This is a genomic window from Nostoc sp. S13 (assembly GCF_029379315.1).
In the GTDB taxonomy this organism is placed as follows: Bacteria; Cyanobacteriota; Cyanobacteriia; order Cyanobacteriales; family Nostocaceae; genus Nostoc.
This window is the reverse complement of sequence record NZ_JAQYWQ010000023.1, coordinates 17,346-38,954: the sequence shown is the minus strand read 5'-3', so window position 1 is coordinate 38,954 and position 21,609 is coordinate 17,346. Positions and strand designations below refer to the sequence as shown.

The 21,609-nt window shown below is 42.0% G+C and carries 20 protein-coding genes; 12 read left to right on the top strand and 8 right to left on the bottom strand.

All coding sequences use genetic code 11. The features are described 5' to 3' along the window. Positions 1-52: 52 nt before the first annotated feature. Genes PUQ00_RS10305 through PUQ00_RS10290 form a run of 4 tightly spaced genes read right to left on the bottom strand, consistent with a single transcriptional unit; the run spans position 53 to position 3,176 of the window. A complete protein-coding gene (locus PUQ00_RS10305; RefSeq protein WP_300415786.1) occupies positions 53-976 on the bottom strand; it encodes a MoxR family ATPase in 924 nt (307 codons plus the stop codon). After that, positions 958-1,923, bottom strand: coding sequence for a hypothetical protein (locus PUQ00_RS10300; protein ID WP_300415784.1), 966 nt, complete (start codon positions 1,921-1,923; stop codon positions 958-960). Before PUQ00_RS10300 ends, PUQ00_RS10305 begins: the two co-directional genes overlap by 19 nt. 48 nt (positions 1,924-1,971) lie before the next feature. Then, on the bottom strand, positions 1,972-2,811 hold the full coding sequence (locus tag PUQ00_RS10295) for a CHAT domain-containing protein (RefSeq protein ID WP_300415782.1): 840 nt from the start codon (positions 2,809-2,811) through the stop codon (positions 1,972-1,974). Next, a complete protein-coding gene (locus tag PUQ00_RS10290) occupies positions 2,808-3,176 on the bottom strand; it encodes a hypothetical protein (protein ID WP_300415780.1) in 369 nt (122 codons plus the stop codon). The genes PUQ00_RS10295 and PUQ00_RS10290 overlap by 4 nt, the downstream gene beginning before the upstream one ends. 212 nt (positions 3,177-3,388) lie before the next feature. On the opposite strand from PUQ00_RS10290, the gene psbP reads away from it, so the two are divergent. The 3 genes from psbP to PUQ00_RS10275 all read left to right on the top strand — a co-directional run bounded on the left by psbP (position 3,389) and on the right by PUQ00_RS10275 (position 5,515). Continuing rightward, positions 3,389-3,934 (top strand): photosystem II reaction center PsbP, encoded by a 546-nt coding sequence (psbP, locus tag PUQ00_RS10285; RefSeq protein WP_300415778.1) that lies wholly within the window; start codon positions 3,389-3,391, stop codon positions 3,932-3,934. A gap of 111 nt (positions 3,935-4,045) precedes the next feature. Further along, positions 4,046-4,639 (top strand): nucleoside triphosphate pyrophosphatase, encoded by a 594-nt coding sequence (locus tag PUQ00_RS10280; RefSeq protein WP_300415829.1) that lies wholly within the window; start codon positions 4,046-4,048, stop codon positions 4,637-4,639. A gap of 138 nt (positions 4,640-4,777) precedes the next feature. Then, positions 4,778-5,515 (top strand): phycocyanobilin:ferredoxin oxidoreductase, encoded by a 738-nt coding sequence (locus PUQ00_RS10275; protein WP_300415777.1) that lies wholly within the window; start codon positions 4,778-4,780, stop codon positions 5,513-5,515. 37 nt (positions 5,516-5,552) lie between these two features. On the opposite strand, the gene PUQ00_RS10270 is transcribed toward PUQ00_RS10275, so the two are convergent. Beyond that, positions 5,553-5,852: an N-6 DNA methylase gene (locus PUQ00_RS10270; protein WP_300415827.1), complete on the bottom strand. Its 300-nt coding sequence runs from the start codon at positions 5,850-5,852 to the stop codon at positions 5,553-5,555. Positions 5,853-6,890: 1,038 nt separating this feature from the next. Here PUQ00_RS10270 and PUQ00_RS10265 point away from each other — a divergent pair. From PUQ00_RS10265 to PUQ00_RS10255, 3 genes are all read left to right on the top strand, one after another. After that, positions 6,891-8,315: an HlyD family efflux transporter periplasmic adaptor subunit gene (locus PUQ00_RS10265; protein WP_300415775.1), complete on the top strand. Its 1,425-nt coding sequence runs from the start codon at positions 6,891-6,893 to the stop codon at positions 8,313-8,315. 109 nt (positions 8,316-8,424) lie between these two features. Continuing rightward, on the top strand, positions 8,425-9,579 hold the full coding sequence (devC, locus tag PUQ00_RS10260) for an ABC transporter permease DevC (protein WP_300415773.1): 1,155 nt from the start codon (positions 8,425-8,427) through the stop codon (positions 9,577-9,579). Between the two features lie 119 nt (positions 9,580-9,698). Then, positions 9,699-10,409 (top strand): DevA family ABC transporter ATP-binding protein, encoded by a 711-nt coding sequence (locus tag PUQ00_RS10255; protein ID WP_300415770.1) that lies wholly within the window; start codon positions 9,699-9,701, stop codon positions 10,407-10,409. A 189-nt stretch (positions 10,410-10,598) separates the two neighbouring features. On the opposite strand, the gene PUQ00_RS10250 is transcribed toward PUQ00_RS10255, so the two are convergent. After that, positions 10,599-11,417 carry a hypothetical protein gene (locus tag PUQ00_RS10250; protein WP_300415768.1) on the bottom strand — a complete coding sequence of 273 codons (819 nt, stop codon included), beginning with the start codon at positions 11,415-11,417 and terminating at the stop codon, positions 10,599-10,601. A gap of 105 nt (positions 11,418-11,522) precedes the next feature. Here PUQ00_RS10250 and PUQ00_RS10245 point away from each other — a divergent pair, with 105 nt between their 5' ends. The 6 genes from PUQ00_RS10245 (at position 11,523) to recG (ending at position 19,083) form a co-directional block, all read left to right on the top strand. After that, positions 11,523-12,320, top strand: coding sequence for an HAD family hydrolase (locus tag PUQ00_RS10245; RefSeq protein WP_300415766.1), 798 nt, complete (start codon positions 11,523-11,525; stop codon positions 12,318-12,320). Between the two features lie 50 nt (positions 12,321-12,370). Then, a complete protein-coding gene (locus PUQ00_RS10240) occupies positions 12,371-13,111 on the top strand; it encodes a Uma2 family endonuclease (RefSeq protein WP_300415764.1) in 741 nt (246 codons plus the stop codon). A 242-nt stretch (positions 13,112-13,353) separates the two neighbouring features. After that, positions 13,354-14,148 (top strand): 30S ribosomal protein S2, encoded by a 795-nt coding sequence (gene rpsB / locus PUQ00_RS10235; RefSeq protein WP_300415762.1) that lies wholly within the window; start codon positions 13,354-13,356, stop codon positions 14,146-14,148. A gap of 217 nt (positions 14,149-14,365) precedes the next feature. Beyond that, positions 14,366-15,310, top strand: a complete 945-nt coding sequence (tsf, locus tag PUQ00_RS10230) for a translation elongation factor Ts (RefSeq protein ID WP_300415760.1) — start codon at positions 14,366-14,368, stop codon at positions 15,308-15,310. A 225-nt stretch (positions 15,311-15,535) separates the two neighbouring features. Next, a complete protein-coding gene (locus PUQ00_RS10225; protein WP_300415758.1) occupies positions 15,536-16,369 on the top strand; it encodes a hypothetical protein in 834 nt (277 codons plus the stop codon). A 101-nt stretch (positions 16,370-16,470) separates the two neighbouring features. Next, the gene (gene recG / locus PUQ00_RS10220; protein WP_300415756.1) at positions 16,471-19,083 is read left to right on the top strand and encodes an ATP-dependent DNA helicase RecG; all 2,613 of its coding nucleotides are present in this window, start codon (positions 16,471-16,473) and stop codon (positions 19,081-19,083) included. Positions 19,084-19,183: 100 nt separating this feature from the next. On the opposite strand, the gene PUQ00_RS10215 is transcribed toward recG, so the two are convergent. Both PUQ00_RS10215 and PUQ00_RS10210 read right to left on the bottom strand, forming a co-directional pair. After that, entirely contained in the window at positions 19,184-20,035 is an 852-nt protein-coding gene (locus PUQ00_RS10215; protein WP_300415754.1) for a hypothetical protein, read from the bottom strand. Between the two features lie 529 nt (positions 20,036-20,564). Beyond that, positions 20,565-21,518 (bottom strand): glycosyltransferase, encoded by a 954-nt coding sequence (locus PUQ00_RS10210; protein ID WP_300415752.1) that lies wholly within the window; start codon positions 21,516-21,518, stop codon positions 20,565-20,567. Between the last annotated feature and the right edge of the window lie 91 nt (positions 21,519-21,609).

Below are 21,609 nucleotides of genomic sequence, written 5' to 3'. Positions count from 1 at the left end.
AGAAACTCAAAAATAAGGCTCAGAGGCTGGAACTTATAAATAGCTAAGAGAATTATTTGAGATAACGTTTATGGTCATCCCAATTTTTCAGTAAGACACCTGCAAATGGAATTTTACCTGACAATTTCGCCAAAATCTCATCTTGAGGATATCGACGAAGCACATAAAGCCAGTCAATTAATTCGCTAGTGGTAACTTTTTTTCCAGCCTCACCTTTGTCTTTCTGCATTTCTTCACGTAATTCCAAAAAGCGGTCTATAGCTTTTCTTACTAATGCTTCTGATTCCGCAGGAAAGCGAGCATTGATGATAGAAAGCAGTCTTTCTTGATTCGGAAAATCAACGTAATGAAATAAACAACGTCGTAGAAATGCGTCAGGTAAGTCTTTTTCGTCATTACTAGTAATAAAGACAATAGGGGGAATATTTGCCTTAATCATCTGGCGAGTTTCGTCAACAACAAAACAAAGCTGATCTAACTCCAGTAGTAAATCATTTGGAAAGTCAATATCAGCCTTATCAATTTCATCTATTAAAACTACTGTAGGTTTTTCAGAAAGAAATGCTTCTCCTAATGCTCCCCAGGTGATGTATGTTGAAGGTTGATTAATTCGTTGTTTTTCCTCTGGCGTTAGGCTATTAGAAGCTGCAAGTTGAGCATCCCGTAAACGTCCAACAGCATCGTAGTTATATAAACCATCTTTTGCTCGACTTGTAGATTTTATATACCAGGCTTTTAAATCAAGTCCTAATTCATAAGCAACTGCTCTAGCTAACTGGCTTTTACCGCATCCAGGTTCTCCTTTTAGCAGCAAAGGACGTTGCAAGCATATCGCAAGATTAACTGCCTCTACTAATTCAGAATCAGGTAAATAGGGATATAACAGTTGACCTGTCTGAGGGTCGCATTCTCCTGGCTCAGGCTGGACTAAGCCTGTATATTCAGATACATGATTGCTCAACAAATTTTTAACCATTCCTCAAGCCATTCACATTCACATAAATTACATATTTCCCGAAATGCTGGTATTGGCATACCAGCCTCACTGTTTTTTAGAATTGTTTGTATTACTTGATCTATATTTTCTACTAGTTGATCTGGCAAGTAAACAAATTCACGATTAATCCAATCTCGCAAAGCAGTATCAGAAAAAAGTTTTAATATAGGTAGTTTGACAGGTATATAACAACTCCAAGTTTGCTCAAAAATTTCAGCAAACGAAACGTTCCAGCTTTGGCTTTCAACAAAGCTTTCGTTATCTATTAAAAACATTAGTAATTTGAAGTTAGTCTGGGAGGCAACACTTTGAGCTTTAGTAGCAAGTGGCAACCAAAATTCCTGTATTAGTTCCTGTAATAGCTGTTCACCCATGAATTCCACATTATCAACGACAATGTAAATATTTTTAGTTGTCCACGACTTAAATACTTTCTCCGCAATTAAATCTGGAGAATCTTTAATTTCTCCAAAGTGGCGACCTAATTCCCTCCACATTGTTTGAGAATTTGGATTATAAACAAGACAGTCGAGGTCAACCAATACGGGTCTATCTGAAACTCTACGAATTTCTTTAAGTAATCGATTAGCTAACCAATGTTGTCCATAATCTTGAGAACAGCCGTGAATCATAAACGCTGCTATTTGTTGCCTTCTAATAAATCTCGAAAATAGCTGTTCTTGCTCTGTGTAGTCTAATCTCTGTAGCAGGTAATAGAGTTGCTGATTCTTGATTTGACGAATTTGCCAATCAAGTTCCTCTCGCTTTTCCTTTGCTTGTTTAAGTAACTGTTCATATTGGAGACTTCTAGTTACATCCGTTTCAATTGCTAGAGCGCTACCTAATCTATTTATCTTTTCTATTAATATGCTGTAATCATGCTGTAATCCTTCAAGATTATTGTCAAAATTTTGATTAGAAAGCATCGAACTTTTAATAAATAGCTATTACTATCCGTCTGATTCAATTTATATTCACTGAAGTTTATTGTTTATAATTTCAAGCTGTTCATCAAGACGCTTGCATTCTAATTGAGTCCGTTCAATCTGTTTTTCTAACTTAAAACAAACAGCTTCGTCCGTCTCAATCGCTATAGTATTTCTTAAACGTCGTAGTTTTTCATTGAATAAGTCGTATTGTTGCTGTAATCCTTCACGCTCTTTTTCTAACTGACGACGTTGCCAGCTATCCAAGTTGCTATGTTTAGATGTTATATATTTGACAGTAGCAGATAATTTCGGACTTTTCTTTAATACGGGAGTTAAATGTGCCGGAATTCCTGCCATACGGATAGAATTACGCCCCCACTTGTAAGCAAACTCAAAGTCACGTCCCCCACCTAAAGCATCGTAAAACCCAAAAGCAAATTCGAGAGCAGCATTATCCCCAATAGGCTGATTCATACCAATTACGTAGGAAATATGCTGAGCAATTGCTTCTGCCTGAATCTCGGAGTAACAGGCGTTCAAAATTACACACTCTATCTCCGAGGCAACTAGTTCAAACAAACCTGCTAATGATTCAGCATCAACAAACTTAGTTTTTCCAACTTCATCCTCAAAAACAAGACCATCTTCCCCGCTACCATGTCCCGAAAAGTGAACTATCTCAGGATTCACCTCTAAAATCGCACGTTGAACATCTCTTGGACGAACTGCCCACCGTTGCACCAAAGCAAAGCGATCGCGGTGTTGCGATCGCCGCAAACTTTCACTAATGTCGCGCACTTCCTGATCTAATCGCAGCGAAGTTGTACCTTTAGGATTTGCTGTCAGAATCAAAATGGTTTTCATCGGGATACCATTAATACTCATATGAAATCGATAGACTCGTAAGTAAGTACAGATTCTTTTTGTTTAGTTAATAAGGCTTCAATTCGCCCCTGTACTAAACTCGAAGCTCGAAATATCGGCACTCCTTCTACTAGCTCAATGCGGACAGCACCATCTAATGGCAAACTGTTGGGCAAGTATGAGAATTTCATAGGTAAATTAGTTGTCATGGCATCTATCTCAAAATATACAGTCTTTATTTGAGTAGGGGAAATGTCAGAAATTACTTTCTCCAAACTGTAGGTGAGAGAATTTTGGGTTCCTTGGCATCTAAATACTATTTCCACAATGGTTAAAAATCTTCCAGTCAGCTTGAGATGACTTTTGCTATTAGCCTTAGAATTCATTGCCAGGCGGGTAGGCGATGTCTACGACAACCTACGCTTACGCATTTCCCACCACTTGCGATACATCAGGGAGTCAGGGAGTATCTGCCGATATTTGAGCATTTATCCCTCCCCATCTAATGCGTCATCTGAAGCGTCCCAGTTGGTGGGAGAATAAAAACGAGAAATGATGCAAGCATTGTGTGATCTCCAGCCCAAAGGAATCTCTAGAAATGTGGAAACGAATTGTATTAATTTTACTATTGGTGTTGAGCTTCAGCTTGACTAATTCTGGAGTAGCGGCTGCGGCTGGACTCAAAAGCTTTGTAGACACTAGTGATGGCTATCAGTTTTTATATCCTAACGGCTGGCTGCCAGTTAAAGTTGCCAACGGGCCAGACGTGGTTTTCCACGATTTGATTGAGGTGTCTGAAAATGTTTCGGTTGTGATTAGCCCAGTTCCAGAAGGCAAAACTTTGTCAGAATTAGGAACCCCAACAGAAGTAGGATATAAATTAGGAAAAGCTGCTCTCGCGCCTCCTGACTCTGGTCGTTCGGCTGAATTAATCAATGCCGCGCAGCGAGAAGTAGACGGTAAAATATACTACCTTTTAGAATATGAGGTTAAACTCCCCAATCAACAGCAACGGCATAACATCGCCAGCGTCGCTGTTAGCCGTGGTAAACTTTTTACGTTCAACGCCTCAATTCCTGAAAAACGCTGGCAGAGAGTTAAACGAATGATTGATGAGGTTGTCAATTCTTTTTCTGTTTATTAATTGGGGAAAGGGGAATGGGGAATGAGGGAGATGAGGGAGATGAAGAGAAAGAACCAATGCCCAATGCCCAATGCCCCATGCCCAATGTCCAGTTACCAAGTTTTTCAGATCATGAAAATTCCACCTTTTGTACTTGCCTCAGCTTCCCCAGCCCGTCGCCGCTTGCTGCAAACTGTTGGTATTGAAGCGATAGTTCGACCAAGTGACTTTGATGAGTCGCAAATTGAACTAAGTGATCCAGCAGAATTAGTCAAAACTCTTGCCCGATACAAGGCGGAAACTGTAGCCCCGCAGTTTGAATCCTCTTTGATTATGGGTTGTGATTCAGTTTTGTCGATCAATGGTGAAATTTACGGCAAACCAGCAGACATCTCGGAAGCGATCGCTCGTTGGCAGACAATGCAAGGTAACTTTGGCGACTTGTACACAGGTCATGCCTTAATTGACATAAACCAAAACCGTACTTTAGTCAAGTCTCAAGTCACAAGAGTTTACTTTGTTCAAATGAGTGACAAGGCAATTAAAGCCTATGTTGCCACAGGTGAACCTCTCAAGTGTGCTGGGGCCTTTGCGATTGAGGGTTTTGGTAGTTTCTTCGTGGAAAAAATCGCCGGTTGTCACAGCAATGTAATTGGACTCAGTTTACCCCTGCTGCGGCAGATGCTAGGGGAATTGGGATACGATGTCACCGATTTCTGGCAATAGTCATTAATCATTAGTAAATGCCCAATGCCCAATGCCCAATGCCCAATGCCCATAAAGTGTTTGCTTATATTGCAGTCGATAACAGGTGTGGCACGACAGGTTGTAGACTGGCTACTAGATCGCATTCCCAACTAGAATATGTCATTTACTTCTATGCCCTCGCTGCGTGAGCAACAACATCCCCTAATTCGTCAGCTAGCTGATTGTATTGAGGCAGCTTGGCATCAGCACCTGGATTTATCGCCCTACCATTTGCCTGATGAGTTGGGGTATGTGGAAGGTAGACTAGAAGGCGAAAAACTGACGATTGAAAATCGCTGCTATCAAACGCCCCAGTTTCGGAAAATGCACTTGGAACTGGCAAAAATCGGAAATATGCTGGATATTTTGCACTGCGTCATGTTTCCCCGTCCAGAATACAACCTGCCAATGTTTGGTTGCGATTTAGTTGGGGGTAGAGGTCAAATTAGTGCAGCGATCGCAGACCTTTCTCCGATTCACGTAGAGCGTACCTTACCAGAATCTTATACTTCTGCACTGACACAGCTAACAGTGCTTAACTTTTCTCAACCTCGTGAATTACCTGAATGGGGAAATATTTTTTCGGATTTTTGCATCTTTGTGCGCCCCAGTTCCCCAGAAGAAGAAACAATGTTTCTCGCGCGTGTGCGAGAATTTTTAGATATTCATTGCACCCAAGCGATCGCTTCTAGTCGAGTTTCAGTTGAACAAGTCACACAAAATCTCGCCGGACAACACAACTACTGCACCAAACAGCAGCAAAACGACAAAACCCGCCGCGTACTAGAAAAAGCCTTTGGCCCAGCTTGGGCAGAACATTACATGACCACAGTTTTATTCGACCTGCCCAATTAAGGTGAATTCTAGTAATAAAATTACCATAACCGTTGGTTTAAACTCCGCTCAGGGAACATTTATCAAACTGAAGTTGCTCAAGCTGTTTTGTCGTGAGATGACCCTGACGCAAATAGTCGTAACTCTCACACAAAAACCCCGCAGCTCCACAAGCCCGATCATAAATGCGATCGCCAATCTGCGGTTTCACCACCTGAATAATCGCTCGAATCAACGGACGCGACGTGTAATACTCACCGCCATTGCGCCCCGCATTCCCCATATTTTTGATTTTGGCTTCATAGAGATGGGATAGCTGATGTTTCTCCTGTTGCGATCGAAACCTTAGCTGATCAATATATTCCAGCGCATCTCGCAGACTATAGCCACTAGAGGGTTGACCTTAGCTTGGTTTGCGAGACTCACAGTTCACCATCTGTAGGCTCTGTTACGTTTTCGCGTAACGGATAAATGTAGAATTCATTCAAAGAGAGTTTAATGGAGTCCCAAAACAGCAACAGAGAGAGTATTAAGGTCTTTGAAGCGAATATCACAAAATGGTTTGTTGTCTTGGTAGGTGCAAGCAACTAGAGACAACTAACTCATTGATCAGAAAGTTAAGCAAACTCTAATGTTAGGAATACCCAAGTTGACAGATATTTTTTAGTTAATCGTTGATTGACTTAAGGAAGACTAACTTTTGTAGCAAGATTGTATCCAGCAAAGGCAACAGTCTATTTTTGATGTTTTTTTTCAATTTTGTGGCTAACTGTAGCCATACTGAATGTAGCAGTACAATACCGCATTATACCAATTTTGGATTTTGTGTAGAGACGCGATATATTACGTCTCTATATCTGGATTCATACTGCTTGTGAATTCTACTAACTGCGATGTCTACGACGGGCGTAGATGCAGCACTCATGTCTCAATAATACTCAGAGTTATTGAATAGCCAGCTACTATAGCGCTTCTCAGTTTCAATACATACCTAACCCCAACCCCTTCTCTACTAGCGTTGGGAGTAAACCCCAAAGCCTCTCTCCTAAAAGGAGAAAGGAATGGAAGTTAAGTAAGTGTATTGCATACAAACGAGCACAGACGCGGAGCAGTGAGGGAGACGCCAAGACAACGAGCGTCTTGCGTTAGCGTTCGCGTAGCGTCTCGTAGAGAAGCGGTAGCGACGTAGGAGCGTCACCCGTGGGGCTTGTCGTCAGAAATCGCTATAGAAAACACCATTTTGCAAAGCCATAGTGGTGAGCGTTCATCACACAATAAATTTTAAGCCATACCTAGCTTTAAACCACTGTTATTTGTCCTAAGCGGCTGGCTGTTGATTAAAAACCCTTTTATTTTTACTTCCATCAGCACAATTCAGGTAAACGGACAACATACTATGTCAAGGGTGACTGAAAAGCCAAAGCCAAGTGAGCAGCCACTTAATCGTGAACAACCTAAGATTTGGTGGGGTATCGCTGTAGCTGTGCCAGTAGTAATCGCTGCTGGGATACTAGGTACAGCTAAAATCGAGCAGTTGAGAAAACTAACCACATCCGTACCCATAATGCCATCTACCAATAGCATTAGTGCTGTAGGGCGTTTGGAACCGCGAGGCCAAGTTGTTAAGTTGTCCGCCCCATCGTCAGGATTAGCGCCATCGTCACGAATTCAGCAACTTCTGGTGAGAGAAGGTGAACAGGTAAAGCAAGGTCAAATTGTGGCAATTTTGGACAACCGCGATACCCAAATAGCCGGACTAGAAGAGGCAAAAGCCAAAGTGCAAGAAGCTCGTGCGAATTTAGCGCAAGTCAGAGCCGGATCTCCAAGAGATATTCAAGCCCAAAGAGCAGTTATTGCTCGCCTACAAGCCCAGTTACTGGGGGAAAGGGATGCTCAACAAGCAACGATCGCCCGGATTGCAGCTCAGTTAAGTGGGGGTAAACTCGTCCAACAAGCAACAGTAAATCGCCTAGAAGCTGAACTTAGTGGGCAAAGAGAAGTTCTGAGAGCAACGCTTACACGTATTAAAGCCGAACAACGCAATGCCCAAGTCGATGCCGGACGCTATGATTTTTTATACAGAGAAGGTGCGATTTCTCAGCAAGAGCGAGACAGAAGACGCTTGAGTGCAGTAAGTTCTAATCAGCAGGTTGCTGAAAGTCAAGCTACCTTGAAGCAGACATTGGCAACCCTGCGACAGCAAATTGCTGAGGCTAGAGCCAACCAAATCCAAAATTTAGCAACTTTGCAACAGCAGCTAATCGAAGCCAAAGTTAACCGCGATAAAACTTTAGCAACTTTGCAAAGACAAATCGATGAAGAAAAGGCCAAACTAAACAAAATTTTAGATGTTAGTCCTACTGATGTGCAAGTAGCACAAGCCCAAGTTAGTAATGCGATCGCAAATATCAGAAAAGCCGAAGCAGAACTGAGATTGAGCTATGTTCAAGCACCAATCGCCGGAGAGATTTTAAAGGTTTACACCAAGTCAGGCGAAGCGATCGGTGCAAATGGTATTGCTGAAATTGGACAAACCAGTCAAATGTTTGTGATTGCTGAAGTCCCCGAAGACAGTATTGGGAAAGTGCGTATTGGTCAAAATGCTACTATCAGCAGCGATAATGGAGCATTTAGCGGTGAATTAAAGGGAACTGTCACTGAAATTGGCAGAAAAATTGGTAAAAAAGATGTGCTGAATACAGATCCAGCAGCAGATGTCGATGCCAGAGTCGTAGAAGTGAAAATTGCTCTGCCTCCAGCAGATAGCCAGAAAGTTTCTGGTTTAACTTACGCTAAAGTTGTTGTCGAAATTAATAACTAATTCCGTTATAGGTGAGCAGCAATACCAATTTAGGATTTGATATTTTGGATTGTAAATGTTCTTAATTACGAATTACGAATTATCTTAACTGTGCTTGGATGCCTAGAAAATGAATCAAAGAATACCTCTGTCGTGGCTACAACTGACAAGGGAAAAAACTCGCCTAGCTGTGGCTTTAGCAGGAATTGCTTTTGCTGATATTTTAATGTTTATGCAACTCGGTTTCCGAGATGCTTTGTATTATAGTAACGTTCGATTTCATAATAGCTTGCAAGGCGATATTGTTTTAATTAATAGTCAATCTAGCGCTGTTCTGGCGATGAGGAGCTTTTCTCAAAGACGGTTATATAAAGCTTTAGAGTTACCCGCAGTACAATCAGTACATCCGATATATTTAGACTATACAACTTGGAAAAATCCTGTAACAGGACGTCCTCGTAGTATCCTTGTTTTTGGAATGAACCCAGAAACTAACATAGTTAACTTACCTGGAGTTCAGGAGAGTTTAGATAAACTTAAACTGCCAGATGTAGTTTTATATGACCGTTCTTCTAGGCTGGAATATGGGCCAATTGCTGCTGATTATGAACAAGGAAAGACTGTAACAGCAGAAGTGCGAAGGCGACGAATTAAAGTAGTGGGACTATTTACATTAGGTGCATCATTTGGTGCAGATGGTAATTTAATTACCAGTGATATTAACTTTATGCGGATATTTCCTAATCGTCAGCAAGGATTAATTGATATTGGGTTGATTAGATTAAAACCAGGAGCGAACCCTAAAGTTGTTGCCCAAGAATTACGAAAGTATTTACCTAAAGAGGTAAATGTTTTAACTAAGCAAGAATTTATTGATTTTGAGCGGAATTATTGGGCAAATAGTACAGCTATTGGGTTTATTTTCACATTAGGAACTGTCATGGGTTTCATTGTGGGGACTGTAATTGTTTATCAAATCCTTTATACAGAAGTTGCAGATCACCTAGCTGAGTATGCTACTCTCAAGGCCATAGGCTATACACAAAACTATTTATTGACAGTCATCCTTCAAGAGGCTTTACTGTTAGCAGTTTTAGGATATTTCCCGGGAATAGTTTTTACTTTATTTATGTATAAAAGTGCCAGAGAAGCGACACTTTTGCCAGTTTTTATGAGTTTTGATCGTGCAATAATGGTGTTATTTTTGACTATGATGATGTGCATTATTTCTGGTGCGATCGCAGTCCGAAAATTACGTTCTGCCGATCCAGCAGATATCTTTTAATTAATTCAAGATTAATTAAAAGATATTGTTGATAATCAGAGTTTACAATTAAGAAACATTAATTTCTGATAGGCACTACAGTTCCGTCTCGGAACTGCTAACTTATAGCTAACAAATTTATGATCAGACAAGAACCTGTAATTGCCATTAAAAATCTCAATCACTACTATGGCAAAAGCGCACTGAAAAAACAGATATTATTTGATATCAACCTAGAAATTTATCCTGGTGAAATTGTAATTATGACCGGGCCATCAGGTTCAGGTAAAACAACATTACTGAGCTTAATTGGTGGTTTGCGGTCTGTACAAGAGGGAAGTTTAAAATTTTTAGGTGAAGAACTTGTTGGCGTCAGTCAAAACAAACTGGTGCAGATGCGACGCAACATTGGTTATATTTTCCAAGCTCACAATTTGCTAGGGTTCTTGACAGCGAAGCAAAATGTGCAAATGGCAGTAGAATTGAATAATAATATTTCTCAAACAGAAGCAGTGGCTAAGTCAAAAGCCATGCTGGGGTCAGTTGGTCTAGAAGAACGAGTAGATTACTACCCAGACAATCTTTCTGGTGGACAAAAACAAAGAATTGCGATCGCTCGCGCCCTAGTGAATCGTCCTCCACTGGTGCTAGCAGACGAACCAACAGCAGCATTAGATAAACAATCAGGACGCGATGTTGTGGAAATAATGCAAAGTCTAGCCAAAAATCAGGGAACTACTATCTTATTAGTGACACACGACAACCGCATTTTAGACATAGCCGATCGCATTGTAGAAATGGAAGATGGTCTTTTAACCCGTAATTCCCCAAATACAGGTATTCAGTCATGATTCCAAAATGAAAAATCATAACTCAATAAATAAGCTGTTACCCAAATAAACATAGCCTATTTACTCATAAAAGTTGTCCTACCTTGCACAAAGCTTCTATGTCATTGGTCATTTGTATCTACAAAGGACAAATGACAAATGACAAATGACTAATAACTAATGACTAATAACTAATGACAGCCATAATTATTATCTAGTCGAGCCTGATTTTTTCATTCCAGGTGGCTTTGGCTGAATTGGAGTATTTGGTTGACGACTAGTGCGAAAAGTCACATTCACGCCTTCATTCGATTGCTCCAGCACCAGTAGAGGCGTAGGTTTAGCCTTTTGATCCCAATGCATGGTAGCAATCCGACCTTGAATTATTGGTTGCCAACTATCTTCGTTTTCTATCGGGCTTAGATAAGTTTCTATACAGTCAATAATTTGACTAATAGTTGCAGAAGTCGCTTGCGTCGGTAACTTCGTTAACCGAATTTGAATGCGAAACAGCACTCGCTTGGCAGAGTTCCCTGGACTACCAGTCTCATATTCTACATCAAAAATTTCATCTACTTGCCGTCCAGTGCTATTAGCAATTCCGACTGATCCAAGTTGTGCTTGATTTGGACGTAGGGCTTGAGTAATTTTATCTTTGATCTGAATCTTCACTTGATTAAGGATTGCAAAATGAAACACCTCCTCTGCCATCCGCATTCGCAGATAATCTAGGTTAAAGTCCCGTGAGTTGACCAAATCGGGATTAGTTTCCATTTTGCGAATTGTTTCCAGCGCCAGCTTAAATTTTTTCTCTAGTTCTCGCGCACGGAATTGTTCAAACTTAAGTTTTTTCTCTAGCTTATTGATCTGGAGCTTACTATACACAATCAAAGCAATCACCGCTAAAGCCAGTCCTCCAGAGGTTACTACCATTATTGGTAGTATTTGAGGATTACTTGCTGGCACTTCCTGGAACGGCTTTTTAGTCTTTGTTTCGGAGGATTGGGCAAGAAAGATCGAAGTGGGCATGGTTGGGAAACTGAAAAACTTGACTCCTGATGTTTAGGATGCCCAAATCTTGAATGCCATCTTGCTGTATGATTAATATTCTTTACAGCCTTTTACAAACGGCTTATGTCCAGACACCAGAGCCTCCGTGCCCTGTCTGAGGTTTTATCTACTAGCCTGAGCAATATTCGTCTGATAGCCACAGATATGGATGGCACCCTAACTAGACGAGGAAAATTTACTCCCGCACTGCTGCAAGCTTTAGAGGATTTAGCGGCAGCTGACATTAAGGTGCTGATTGTCACAGGACGTTCTGCTGGGTGGGTGAGTGGATTGAGTGCGTTAATGCCAGTGGCCGGTGCTATGGCAGAAAATGGCGGTTTGTACTTTCCACCTGGGAACCAGAAACCAGTAGTCTTAACACCCATTCCCGATTTAGTTAAACATCGCCAGCACTTGGCTACGACTTTTGAGAATTTACAAACTAAATTTCCCCAAATCCAAGAATCTGCTGATAATCGCTTTCGCATCACCGACTGGACTTTTGATGTAGCTGGTTTGCGTCAAGACGAACTACAAACCCTAGACAATCTCTGTCAACAAATGGGCTGGGGATTTACCTATAGCAACGTCCAGTGTCACATTAAACCCCAAGGGCAAGATAAAGCTGTGGGATTGTTGCAGGTATTGCGCGAATATTTGCCCCACTACTTACCAGAACAAATTGTGACTGTTGGCGATAGTCCTAATGATGAAAGTTTATTTGATCAACGTTATTTTCCTATTTCTGTAGGCGTCGCAAACGTGCTGGAATATGTGAATCAGTTGAAATCTCACCCTGTTTATATTACCACTGCTGCCGAAGGGGAAGGATTTTGTGAGTTATCTAGTTATATTTTGAAAAGCTTGCACATCCCAAGTTAGGGAGAGCCAAACTTGTTCTACAATAATCTCGTAGCACTGATTTTACAACCATGACGGCTACTCTACCTGTTAGTGTCGAATCAGAAATTTTCTATCCCAGTGCTGATGGTCAACCAGTGGCAGAAACCTACGACCATTTTTATGCCTTACTAACTACCTTGGAAGTCCTGAAACAGTATTTGGCAAATCGTCAGGCAACAGTATTGGGAAATCAATTTCTTTATTATGCACAAGGTTTTCCCAAATTGCGGGTAGCCCCAGATGTGATGGTGATTTTTGATGTTGCACCCGGTGGTCGGGACAACTATAAAATCTGGGATGAGGGTCAAGTACCCACAGTTATTTTTGAAATGACATCCTTTGGTACTAAGGGACAAGATGAAATCTTCAAAAAGACCCTCTATGAGCAGCTATGTGTCAAGGAATACTGGCTATTTGACCCTAAAGGCGAGTGGGTAGAACAACAGTTACGTGGCTATCGCCTGCGGGGAGAAATCTACGAACCTATACAAGATGGACGTAGTGAACCGTTACAACTGCGTTTGGTGGTTGAGGGAAGGTTAATTGGGTTTTATCGAGAAGATACAGGGGAAAAATTACTGATCCCCAATGAACTGGCAGAAGCTTTAGGGCAGGAAGTTTTAGCAAGACAGCAGGCAGAAAAGCTGGTAGAACAGGAACGCCAACGAGCAGAACAGGAACGCCAACGAGCAGAACAGGCAGAATTACAGATAGAACAGTTAAAAGCAAGATTACGATCGCTCAATGTAGACCCCGATACTATTCAGTAACAGAATTTCATTTGCCCTGGCTCTAAGTTGACACAGGTGAGCTAGCTGTGTGCCCCTAAAAAAGACATGCAAGTTACCTCCAGTCAGGGAACCCGCTCACACCACTGAAAACCGCTATAACTCTTCGGAATGTGCTAACCTAGTATGGTTAACTAATCTCGCACATCTGAGAATTCGGGTGTTTCCCAGTTGGGAAATGCACTTGGATGGAGGTTTAACCCGAATCGGAGTTAAGAATTTATATGCCAGTAGTTTCATTGGCTCAAATGATGGAGTCAGGGGTTCACTTTGGGCATCAGACCCGGCGTTGGAACCCAAAAATGTCTCCTTACATTTATACTTCCCGCAATGGTGTGCATATCATCGACTTGGTGCAAACTGCCCAGTTGATGGATAATGCTTACAACTATATGCGATCGCACGCAGAACAAGGCAAGAAATTTCTTTTCGTTGGCACCAAGCGGCAAGCAGCTGGAATTATTGCCCAAGAAGCCACCCGTTGTGGTTCCCACTACATTAACCAGCGCTGGTTGGGCGGAATGTTGACCAACTGGGCAACCATCAAAACACGGGTAGACCGTCTGAAAGATTTAGAACGCCGTGAGGAAACTGGCGCACTAGATTTATTACCGAAAAAAGAAGCATCGATGCTACGTCGGGAAATGACGAAGCTTCAGAAATACTTGGGCGGCATTAAAACAATGCGTAAAGTACCCGATATCGTGGTAATTGTAGACCAACGGCGGGAATATAACGCAGTTCAAGAATGCCAAAAGCTGAATATTCCGATTGTGTCTATGCTGGATACAAACTGTGACCCAGATGTAGTAGATATCCCCATCCCAGCAAACGATGATGCTATCAGGTCAATTAAGCTGATAGTAGGAAAATTGGCGGATGCTATTTATGAAGGTCGTCACGGTCAGCTGGATGCTGAAGAGTATGACGAAGATTACGAAGGCGGTGAGTATGACGAAGACTACGAAGAAAGCGAATATACTGATGCCGTAATTCCCGACGAGGAAGTAGAGGAATAAGTAAAGCAGGGGTGAAGCAAATGTCCGAGGGAGGGCGGCGGCTGGCAGAGTAGCAGCAAGCCGCTCTAGCCTGCGGCAAATCGTAGGCAAAGGTAGAGGCGAAAAAACTCATACCTCAAAACTTGATTATTTTTTCTCCCCCAGCCCTGAGTAAGATAGAAATACTCAACATCCGTGAGCGATTACAAATCGAGGTCAAGTTAGGAATTGAGGCAACATGGCGGAAATATCTGCAAAACTCGTCCAAGAGCTACGCCAAAAAACTGGTGCCGGCATGATGGACTGCAAAAAGGCGCTGAAAGAGACTGATGGCAACATACAAGAAGCTATAGACTTGCTACGCAAAAAGGGCATCGCTTCGGCGGGGAAAAAAAGCGATCACATTGCGGCAGAAGGTCTAGTAGACACTTACATTCAGCCCGGAGGTCGGGTGGGTGTACTCATAGAAGTCAATTGCCAAACCGACTTTGTTGCTCGTAACGAGGCTTTTAAAGCTTTAGTTAAGAATCTCGCAAAGCAAGCAGCGACTGCTGATAGTGTTGAGTCTTTGTTGGCTCAACCCTATATTGATCATCAAAGCGTAATTGTAGAAGAATTCATCAAGCAAACCATTGCCACACTTGGTGAAAATATCCAAGTGCGTCGCTTTGTTAATTTTGCAATAGCAGAAGGCACGCAAGGTATAGTAGACAGCTACATTCACACTGGTGGTCGAGTTGGTGTATTGGTAGAACTGGGTTCCCAAAGTGAGTCAGTGGCTACTAATTCAGAGTTCCAAACCTTGGCACGGAACACTGCAATGCAAGTTGCAGCTTGCCCAAACGTCGAGTATGTTAGTGTAGACCAAATCCCTAGCGAAATTGCTCAAAAGGAAAAAGAAATTGAAATGGGCAAGGATGATTTGGCGAACAAGCCAGATAACATCAAAGAAAAGATTGTTCAGGGACGGATTGAAAAACGTTTGAAAGAATTGGCTTTGCTCGATCAGCCTTACATTCGCGATCAAAGTATTTCCGTGGAAGACTTGGTGAAGCAAGTGAAGGCGCAATTAGGCGAAGAGATTCAAGTGAGTCGCTTTGTCCGCTATATACTGGGCGAAGGCATTGAAAAGCAAGAAATTAGCTTTGCTGATGAAGTCGCTGCACAAATTGGCAGCAAGTAATATTTGTCATTTGTCATTTGTCATTTGTCATTTGTCTTTACCAAGGACAAAGGACTAATGACTCTTTAGGGAGCAGGTCAAGCAAATAGCCTGACCTGTATTTTATTATTAGAGACGCGAAATTTCGCATTTAATTTAAAATCTAAAATCCTCTGGAAAGTTATCCTAAAATAAATTTGTACATTTGTACTATGTAATAGTTCACATGGGCAAGAACGAAAAGATATGGCAAGAGCAATCGAGCGAATTGAACGGGATATTGCAGCACTCAAAGAAGCGATTCGGGCGATCGCAGTAGAACTACAAAACGCTTATACTAGTTATCTAAACACCTTGGGGCTAGCTGTACGAAAACAGTTGATTCTGGCGAGTTACCACCTTTGTACGCAAGGGTATCCCGAAAACTTTCTGCATTTATCATTGAATCAGCGCCAACAATTGCAACAAGCCATCCGCAAGTTGGGTCAATTGGCAGCTGAACAATTGCTCACTTCTATTAAAAGTGAGCAAACAGAGGGAGATGGGGGAGATGGGGGAGATGGGGGAGATGAGGAAGTAACTCCTGTGATATTGGGCACATCTAACCCTGAACCTCTTACCCCCGATACCTCTAGTCCTATAGAACTGGCAAAATGGCAACAGAACTTAGAAGAGGTCACGCAAGAGATACTGAAAAAACTTTCGCATGATGCTAATCTTTTATTACAAAAAGCTGGGGTATTACCCAAAAAAGTACCAGAACCGGTTTTAGCAGCAGCGGCTGCGGCAGCATTAGAAGCGTCTGCCGAGGTAATGCCAGGGCCACCCAACTTATTAAACTTAGTAATTGAAATTGAAAATGAGCAGCAGTCAGAAGATTCTGGACTGAAGCAAATCATGGCTATTAATCTGCGGCTAGGGGAAATTGAATTTGCTGATGTGACACTCTCCTCTGAGCGCAGGCAAATCCGCAGTATTTTAGTTCAGCTAAACAAGCTCGGACGAGAGTATCAAAAGAAACATCGAGAAAGAGCGATCGCTGAAGCTGAAGCTGCATGGCGTGCTAGTTGGTTTGAATAAAGTTATGAGTTATGAATTATGAATTATGAGTAATTTATTCCTAACTCCTGTACAGACGCGATTAATCGCGTCTGTACTCCTAACTCTCACTCTGCTGACCAATGACTAATGAAAAACCAGATTGGATAAGATTGCACAAAGCCTTGGCAATAGAAGCCGAACATGGCTTTACAGACTTAGTGGGCAGACAGTATCGCTTCAGTGAATTTCTGAGTCTAACTTTGGGCAAATTCCCAACAGGCTTACCGCAAACTGAACGCCGCCGTTGGCAAGGACTAGCGGTGCAATTTGCTAGTTATCCACATTTAGCACTGGAACAAAGACAACATTTAGTAGCAGAGACTCGCAGGTATCTTTCCCAACTACAGCAGGAGGAGCATACTTCTCTACGAGAGGCTGCGCCAACGACTGCGCTCAGTAACCAGGCGAGCAGAGGAGCAGAGGAGCAGGGGAAAACTTATCAATCCAAAATCGTTCGACTGAGCGAAACTGAAGTCCAAAATCGTTCGACTGAGCGTAGCCGTACTCCTTCGGAGAAGCAAGCTACGCGTAGCGTTCGGCAGGAAAGTCCAAAATCTAAAATTATCACTGAGGTGAGTCGGAGACTTGCACCGAAAATTGAACAAAAACTCAGTGATTTACCAGAAATAGGCTTCAAAAAAGCTGATAATTTGGCACGGCTTGGTTTACACACCGTTCGCGACTTGCTTTTCTACTATCCCCGTGACCACATTGATTATGCGCGTCAGGTGAATATCCGCGAGTTACAGGCGGGTGAGACGGTGACAATAGTCGCTACAGTGAAGCGTTGCAACTGCTTTACTAGTCCCAAAAATCAGAAATTATCAATTTTAGAACTAATCGTCAAAGATAACAGCGGTGAAATCAAAATTGGTCGTTTTTACGCAGGTACGCGCTTTAGCAGTCGCGCTTGGCAAGAAAGTTTAAAACGCCGTTATCCAGTAGGTAGTATTCTGGCGGCGTGTGGGTTGGTGAAAGAAAGTAAATACGGCTTGACACTGGATAATCCAGAACTAGAGGTTTTGGCAAATCCAGGAGATTCGATTGAGTCGCTGAATATTGGGCGGGTGGTACCAATTTATGGACTGACTGAGGGCGTGGTGGCGAATACAGTGCGACAGGCGGTAATTGCTGTTTTGCCAGCTGCGGCTCAGATGAAAGACCCCTTGCCAAGTGGTTTGCGACAGAAGTATGGTTTGATGGAATTGAAAGATGCGATCGCTAACATCCATTTTCCCAGCGATAGCGCCGCCCTACAAGTTGCCCGTCGTCGCCTAGTCTTTGATGAATTTTTCTACCTACAACTTGGTTTACTGCAACGTCAGCAGCAAGCAAGGGCAATTCAAACCAGCGCTATCCTTGTTCCACGCGGTCAACTTGTAGAGAAATTCTACGAAATACTGCCTTTTCAACTCACTGGCGCACAGCAACGAGTTCTCAACGATATTCTCAACGACTTGCAAAAACCTGCACCAATGAATCGTTTGGTGCAAGGCGATGTCGGTTCTGGTAAAACGGTCGTCGCCGTGCTAGCTATCCTTGCAGCAATTCAATCCGGCTACCAAGCCGCGCTGATGGCTCCCACGGAAGTTTTGGCAGAACAACATTATCGCAAGTTAGTTAGCTGGTTTAATCTCTTGCATTTACCAGTGGAATTACTGACAGGCTCCACCAAAACTGCTAAACGAAGACAAATACATTCTCAGTTGGCAACTGGTGAATTACCTCTGTTAGTGGGAACCCATGCCTTGATTCAAGACCCGGTAAACTTCCAGCAATTGGGGTTAGTGGTGATTGATGAACAGCATCGCTTTGGTGTAGAACAACGGGCGCGTTTACAGCAAAAAGGTGAACAACCCCATGTGTTAACTATGACAGCTACCCCGATTCCCAGAACCTTAGCACTGACGATACACGGGGATTTGGATGTGAGCCAAATTGATGAGTTACCACCAGGACGCCAAAAGATTCAAACAACAGTATTGCCAGGTCAGCAACGCAACCATGCTTACGACCTCATCCGCCGAGAAATTGCTCAAGGTAGACAAGTTTACGTGGTTTTGCCATTAGTGGAAGAATCAGAAAAACTGGATCTGCGATCGGCTGTGGAAGAGCATAAAAAGCTACAAGAAAGTGTTTTTCCCGACTTTCAAGTGGGGCTGCTGCACGGTCGCATGAGTTCAGCCGATAAGGATGAAGCGATTACCAAATTCCGCGATAACCAAACGCAGGTTCTGGTTTCTACTACTGTTGTTGAGGTAGGTGTAGACGTACCTAATGCTACGGTGATGCTCATTGAAAATACTGAGCGATTTGGCTTATCACAACTGCACCAATTGCGGGGGCGTGTCGGTCGGGGCGCGGCTCAGTCTTACTGTCTGTTGATGAGCAGTTCCAGAAGCCCTGATGCTCAACAACGGTTGAAGGTATTGGAACAATCTCAGGATGGTTTTTTCATCTCCGAGATGGATATGCGTTTTCGTGGGCCAGGGCAAGTACTGGGAACTCGTCAATCTGGAGTGCCAGATTTTACTTTAGCGAGTTTGGTTGAGGATGAGGAAGTTTTACTTTTGGCACGGCAAGCAGCCGAGAAAATTATAGAAATGGATGCAACTTTAGAGCGTTGGTATTTGATGAAAGAAGAGTTGAAGTATCGATATGAGCGCTTAATGGGTGGGGCGATTTTGACTTAATAGTTGGGATGTTATGGTGTGTAGAGACGTTGCAATGCAACGTCTCTACAATCCTTATCGATAGACAAATTATTTTATCTAAACCCTATTTGACTACACTTTATCTAGGGAAGTCAACTAATTGAATAATTTCGCCACCAGATATAGGAGAGGATTTAAATTGATATCTTTTACCTGGTTGCAGTGACTGAGGTGGAGTTGTTAGGGTACAACCAATTCTACAAGTTGAATTAAACTGAATCTTTAAATCTTCACCTGTGTATTTTTCTTCTTCTCCTGGGCGTAATGTATGTTTGTTTCCATTTAAGAGATACACTATCTTACCAGACATCTGATTAGAGATGATTGTAGAAATTTCAGGATTAATTGGCTCAAAAATTGAGCGAAGAATCTCGTTGTTTGGACAAGTGTATGCAGTTTTAGTTCGGATATCAGCGCATACATTGAGATCAACAGCCGAGTTAAAACAAGTAGAATTTTTAGTTACCGTAGCATCTCTGCGTCTAACATCAAGTTTTTTGTCAATTATAGCTGTAAATGAGCCAGAATCAATCACTTTCTTATTCTCTTTAATCTCGTACTGAAATTCATTTTCACCTTCCATAACAACGAAATTACTACCACGATGTTTTGTTCCAAAAGCTATTTGAGTGCCTTCAGAAGATTTTCCCTTCTGGTATTCTCTATCTGTGTACGGATATGGATCGCTTTCCAAACCTCTAGTTACATTTTTAACAACTACGCGTCTTTTAGAAGCTGGATGAGTTTTACTAGAAGTAAACCAAGCTTTTATTGAGCCTGAGTCTTTACCTGGGCATTCACCATCATACTCAATTTCTTGAATGGATGCTTTGTTTAGTTCTCGACTTCCTACAAACTCCCAACCTATATCAGCAGAAGATTTCAGTTCTGGGGGGAATTGTGCTGTTGACGATGCTAAAAAAAATGTCACAACTAGAGTGCAGCTAAAAGTTGTGAGCAAAAAAAATCTAATAGTTGGTCGGATAAGATGATGTAGTTGGTTCCAGAATCGATTAAATTTCATCATAGGACAATGTGATTCGTTGAATCTGAGTTTGGTTAATGATGATAAGAGGATATTTTAAAAGTCCTGGAAGGTATAGTTTTGCCGTTCAGACTTAGGTTAACTCTGACGAAAAATCAAGGTTTCAGTCATGTACTGAGATGCTTGGCAGAGTGCTCACTATGAGAGCAAAAGACCCTTTTAAAACATCCTCTAACATTATTAAGATTCAAATGCTAATCGAAGTATTTCGGATTATTTTCTAGATTTAGAGGTAAATTTTATTAAATGCCCTATGCATAAGATTTTCCGGCTCTAGATTAAAAAAAGTAGCTTATTGCACTGAGTATAAAAAGTAAACCTATTTTTAGGTAGCCAAGGTTGTACAATTGCGTTGAACAAATCGCTGATTTCAAGTCACATTCAAATCGCGTTATGTCTACAGCTCAATTTTGAATTACAATGCTTGTTGTATTTGAGCATAGGCTTCATAGACACCCTTCACGTTGTACCAGTTGAGAAAAATTCGAGCAATTTCTAAAGCTAATTGAGGTTTACCTATATTAATGAGCGATTGCAAAAATGGAGCCATAGTCCGCTCATTAAGTGCGCCATTGAGGGAAAGAATTCCCCAAAGTAAGCGATGCACCCAAGTCATTTGAATCATCATTCGCACTTCCCACGTAGGATGCTTTTGATAAAACAAAACTCCCATACGTCCGCGTTGAATTTCTTGGTCAATTAATCGGGGAATTTGTTCTAAGTTAAATGGTGGATGCCAGTGATATCCTACGGCTTCTGGACATTTAATTAGTGTCAAACCTAGTTTTTTCAGCCGCACACCTAGTTCTAAATCTTCCCAGCCATAAAGTTGAAAACTGGTGTCAAAAAGTCCGGCTTTCTCTAGCCAATGTTTGGGGATTGCTACATTTCCCGTAGCAAAAAAAGCTGCTGAAAAATCTGTGACTTTGTAGGGTTCAGCCGTTGGATTACTGAAATTGCAAGTATTAATTACTGCACCGTAAGTGAAAAAGCGATCGCTCCTCAATTTCTCCTGTCCCTGCATTAGTGCATTAGCATGAGCTTGCAGGAAATTTTCAAGCACCACTAGATCACTATCAATAAAGATAATTGTGTTTCCCAGCGCCTGTTGTACCCCCAAATTTCGAGCCGCAGCTGGGCCAGCATGGTCTTGTTGAAACCAGCGTACATGGGGAAACTCCTCTTTGTATTCTGTCAACCAATCCAATGTGCCATCAGTAGAACCATCATCCACCAAAACAATCTCGTAATTAGAAACTGCACTTGGCTGACTTAACTCTTGCATCTCTAAGGCGCGGAGGCACTTTTCTAAAATTGGTTGGCGATTATAAGTCGGTATTACAACGCTGAAAAACACAGTCTCACCCACAACACTATTTACCCATCTCCAGGATAGGACAGATAGGACGCTGACACTGTTCCTTACTTGATTCTGGTTACAGAAATGGTGAATCTGCCAA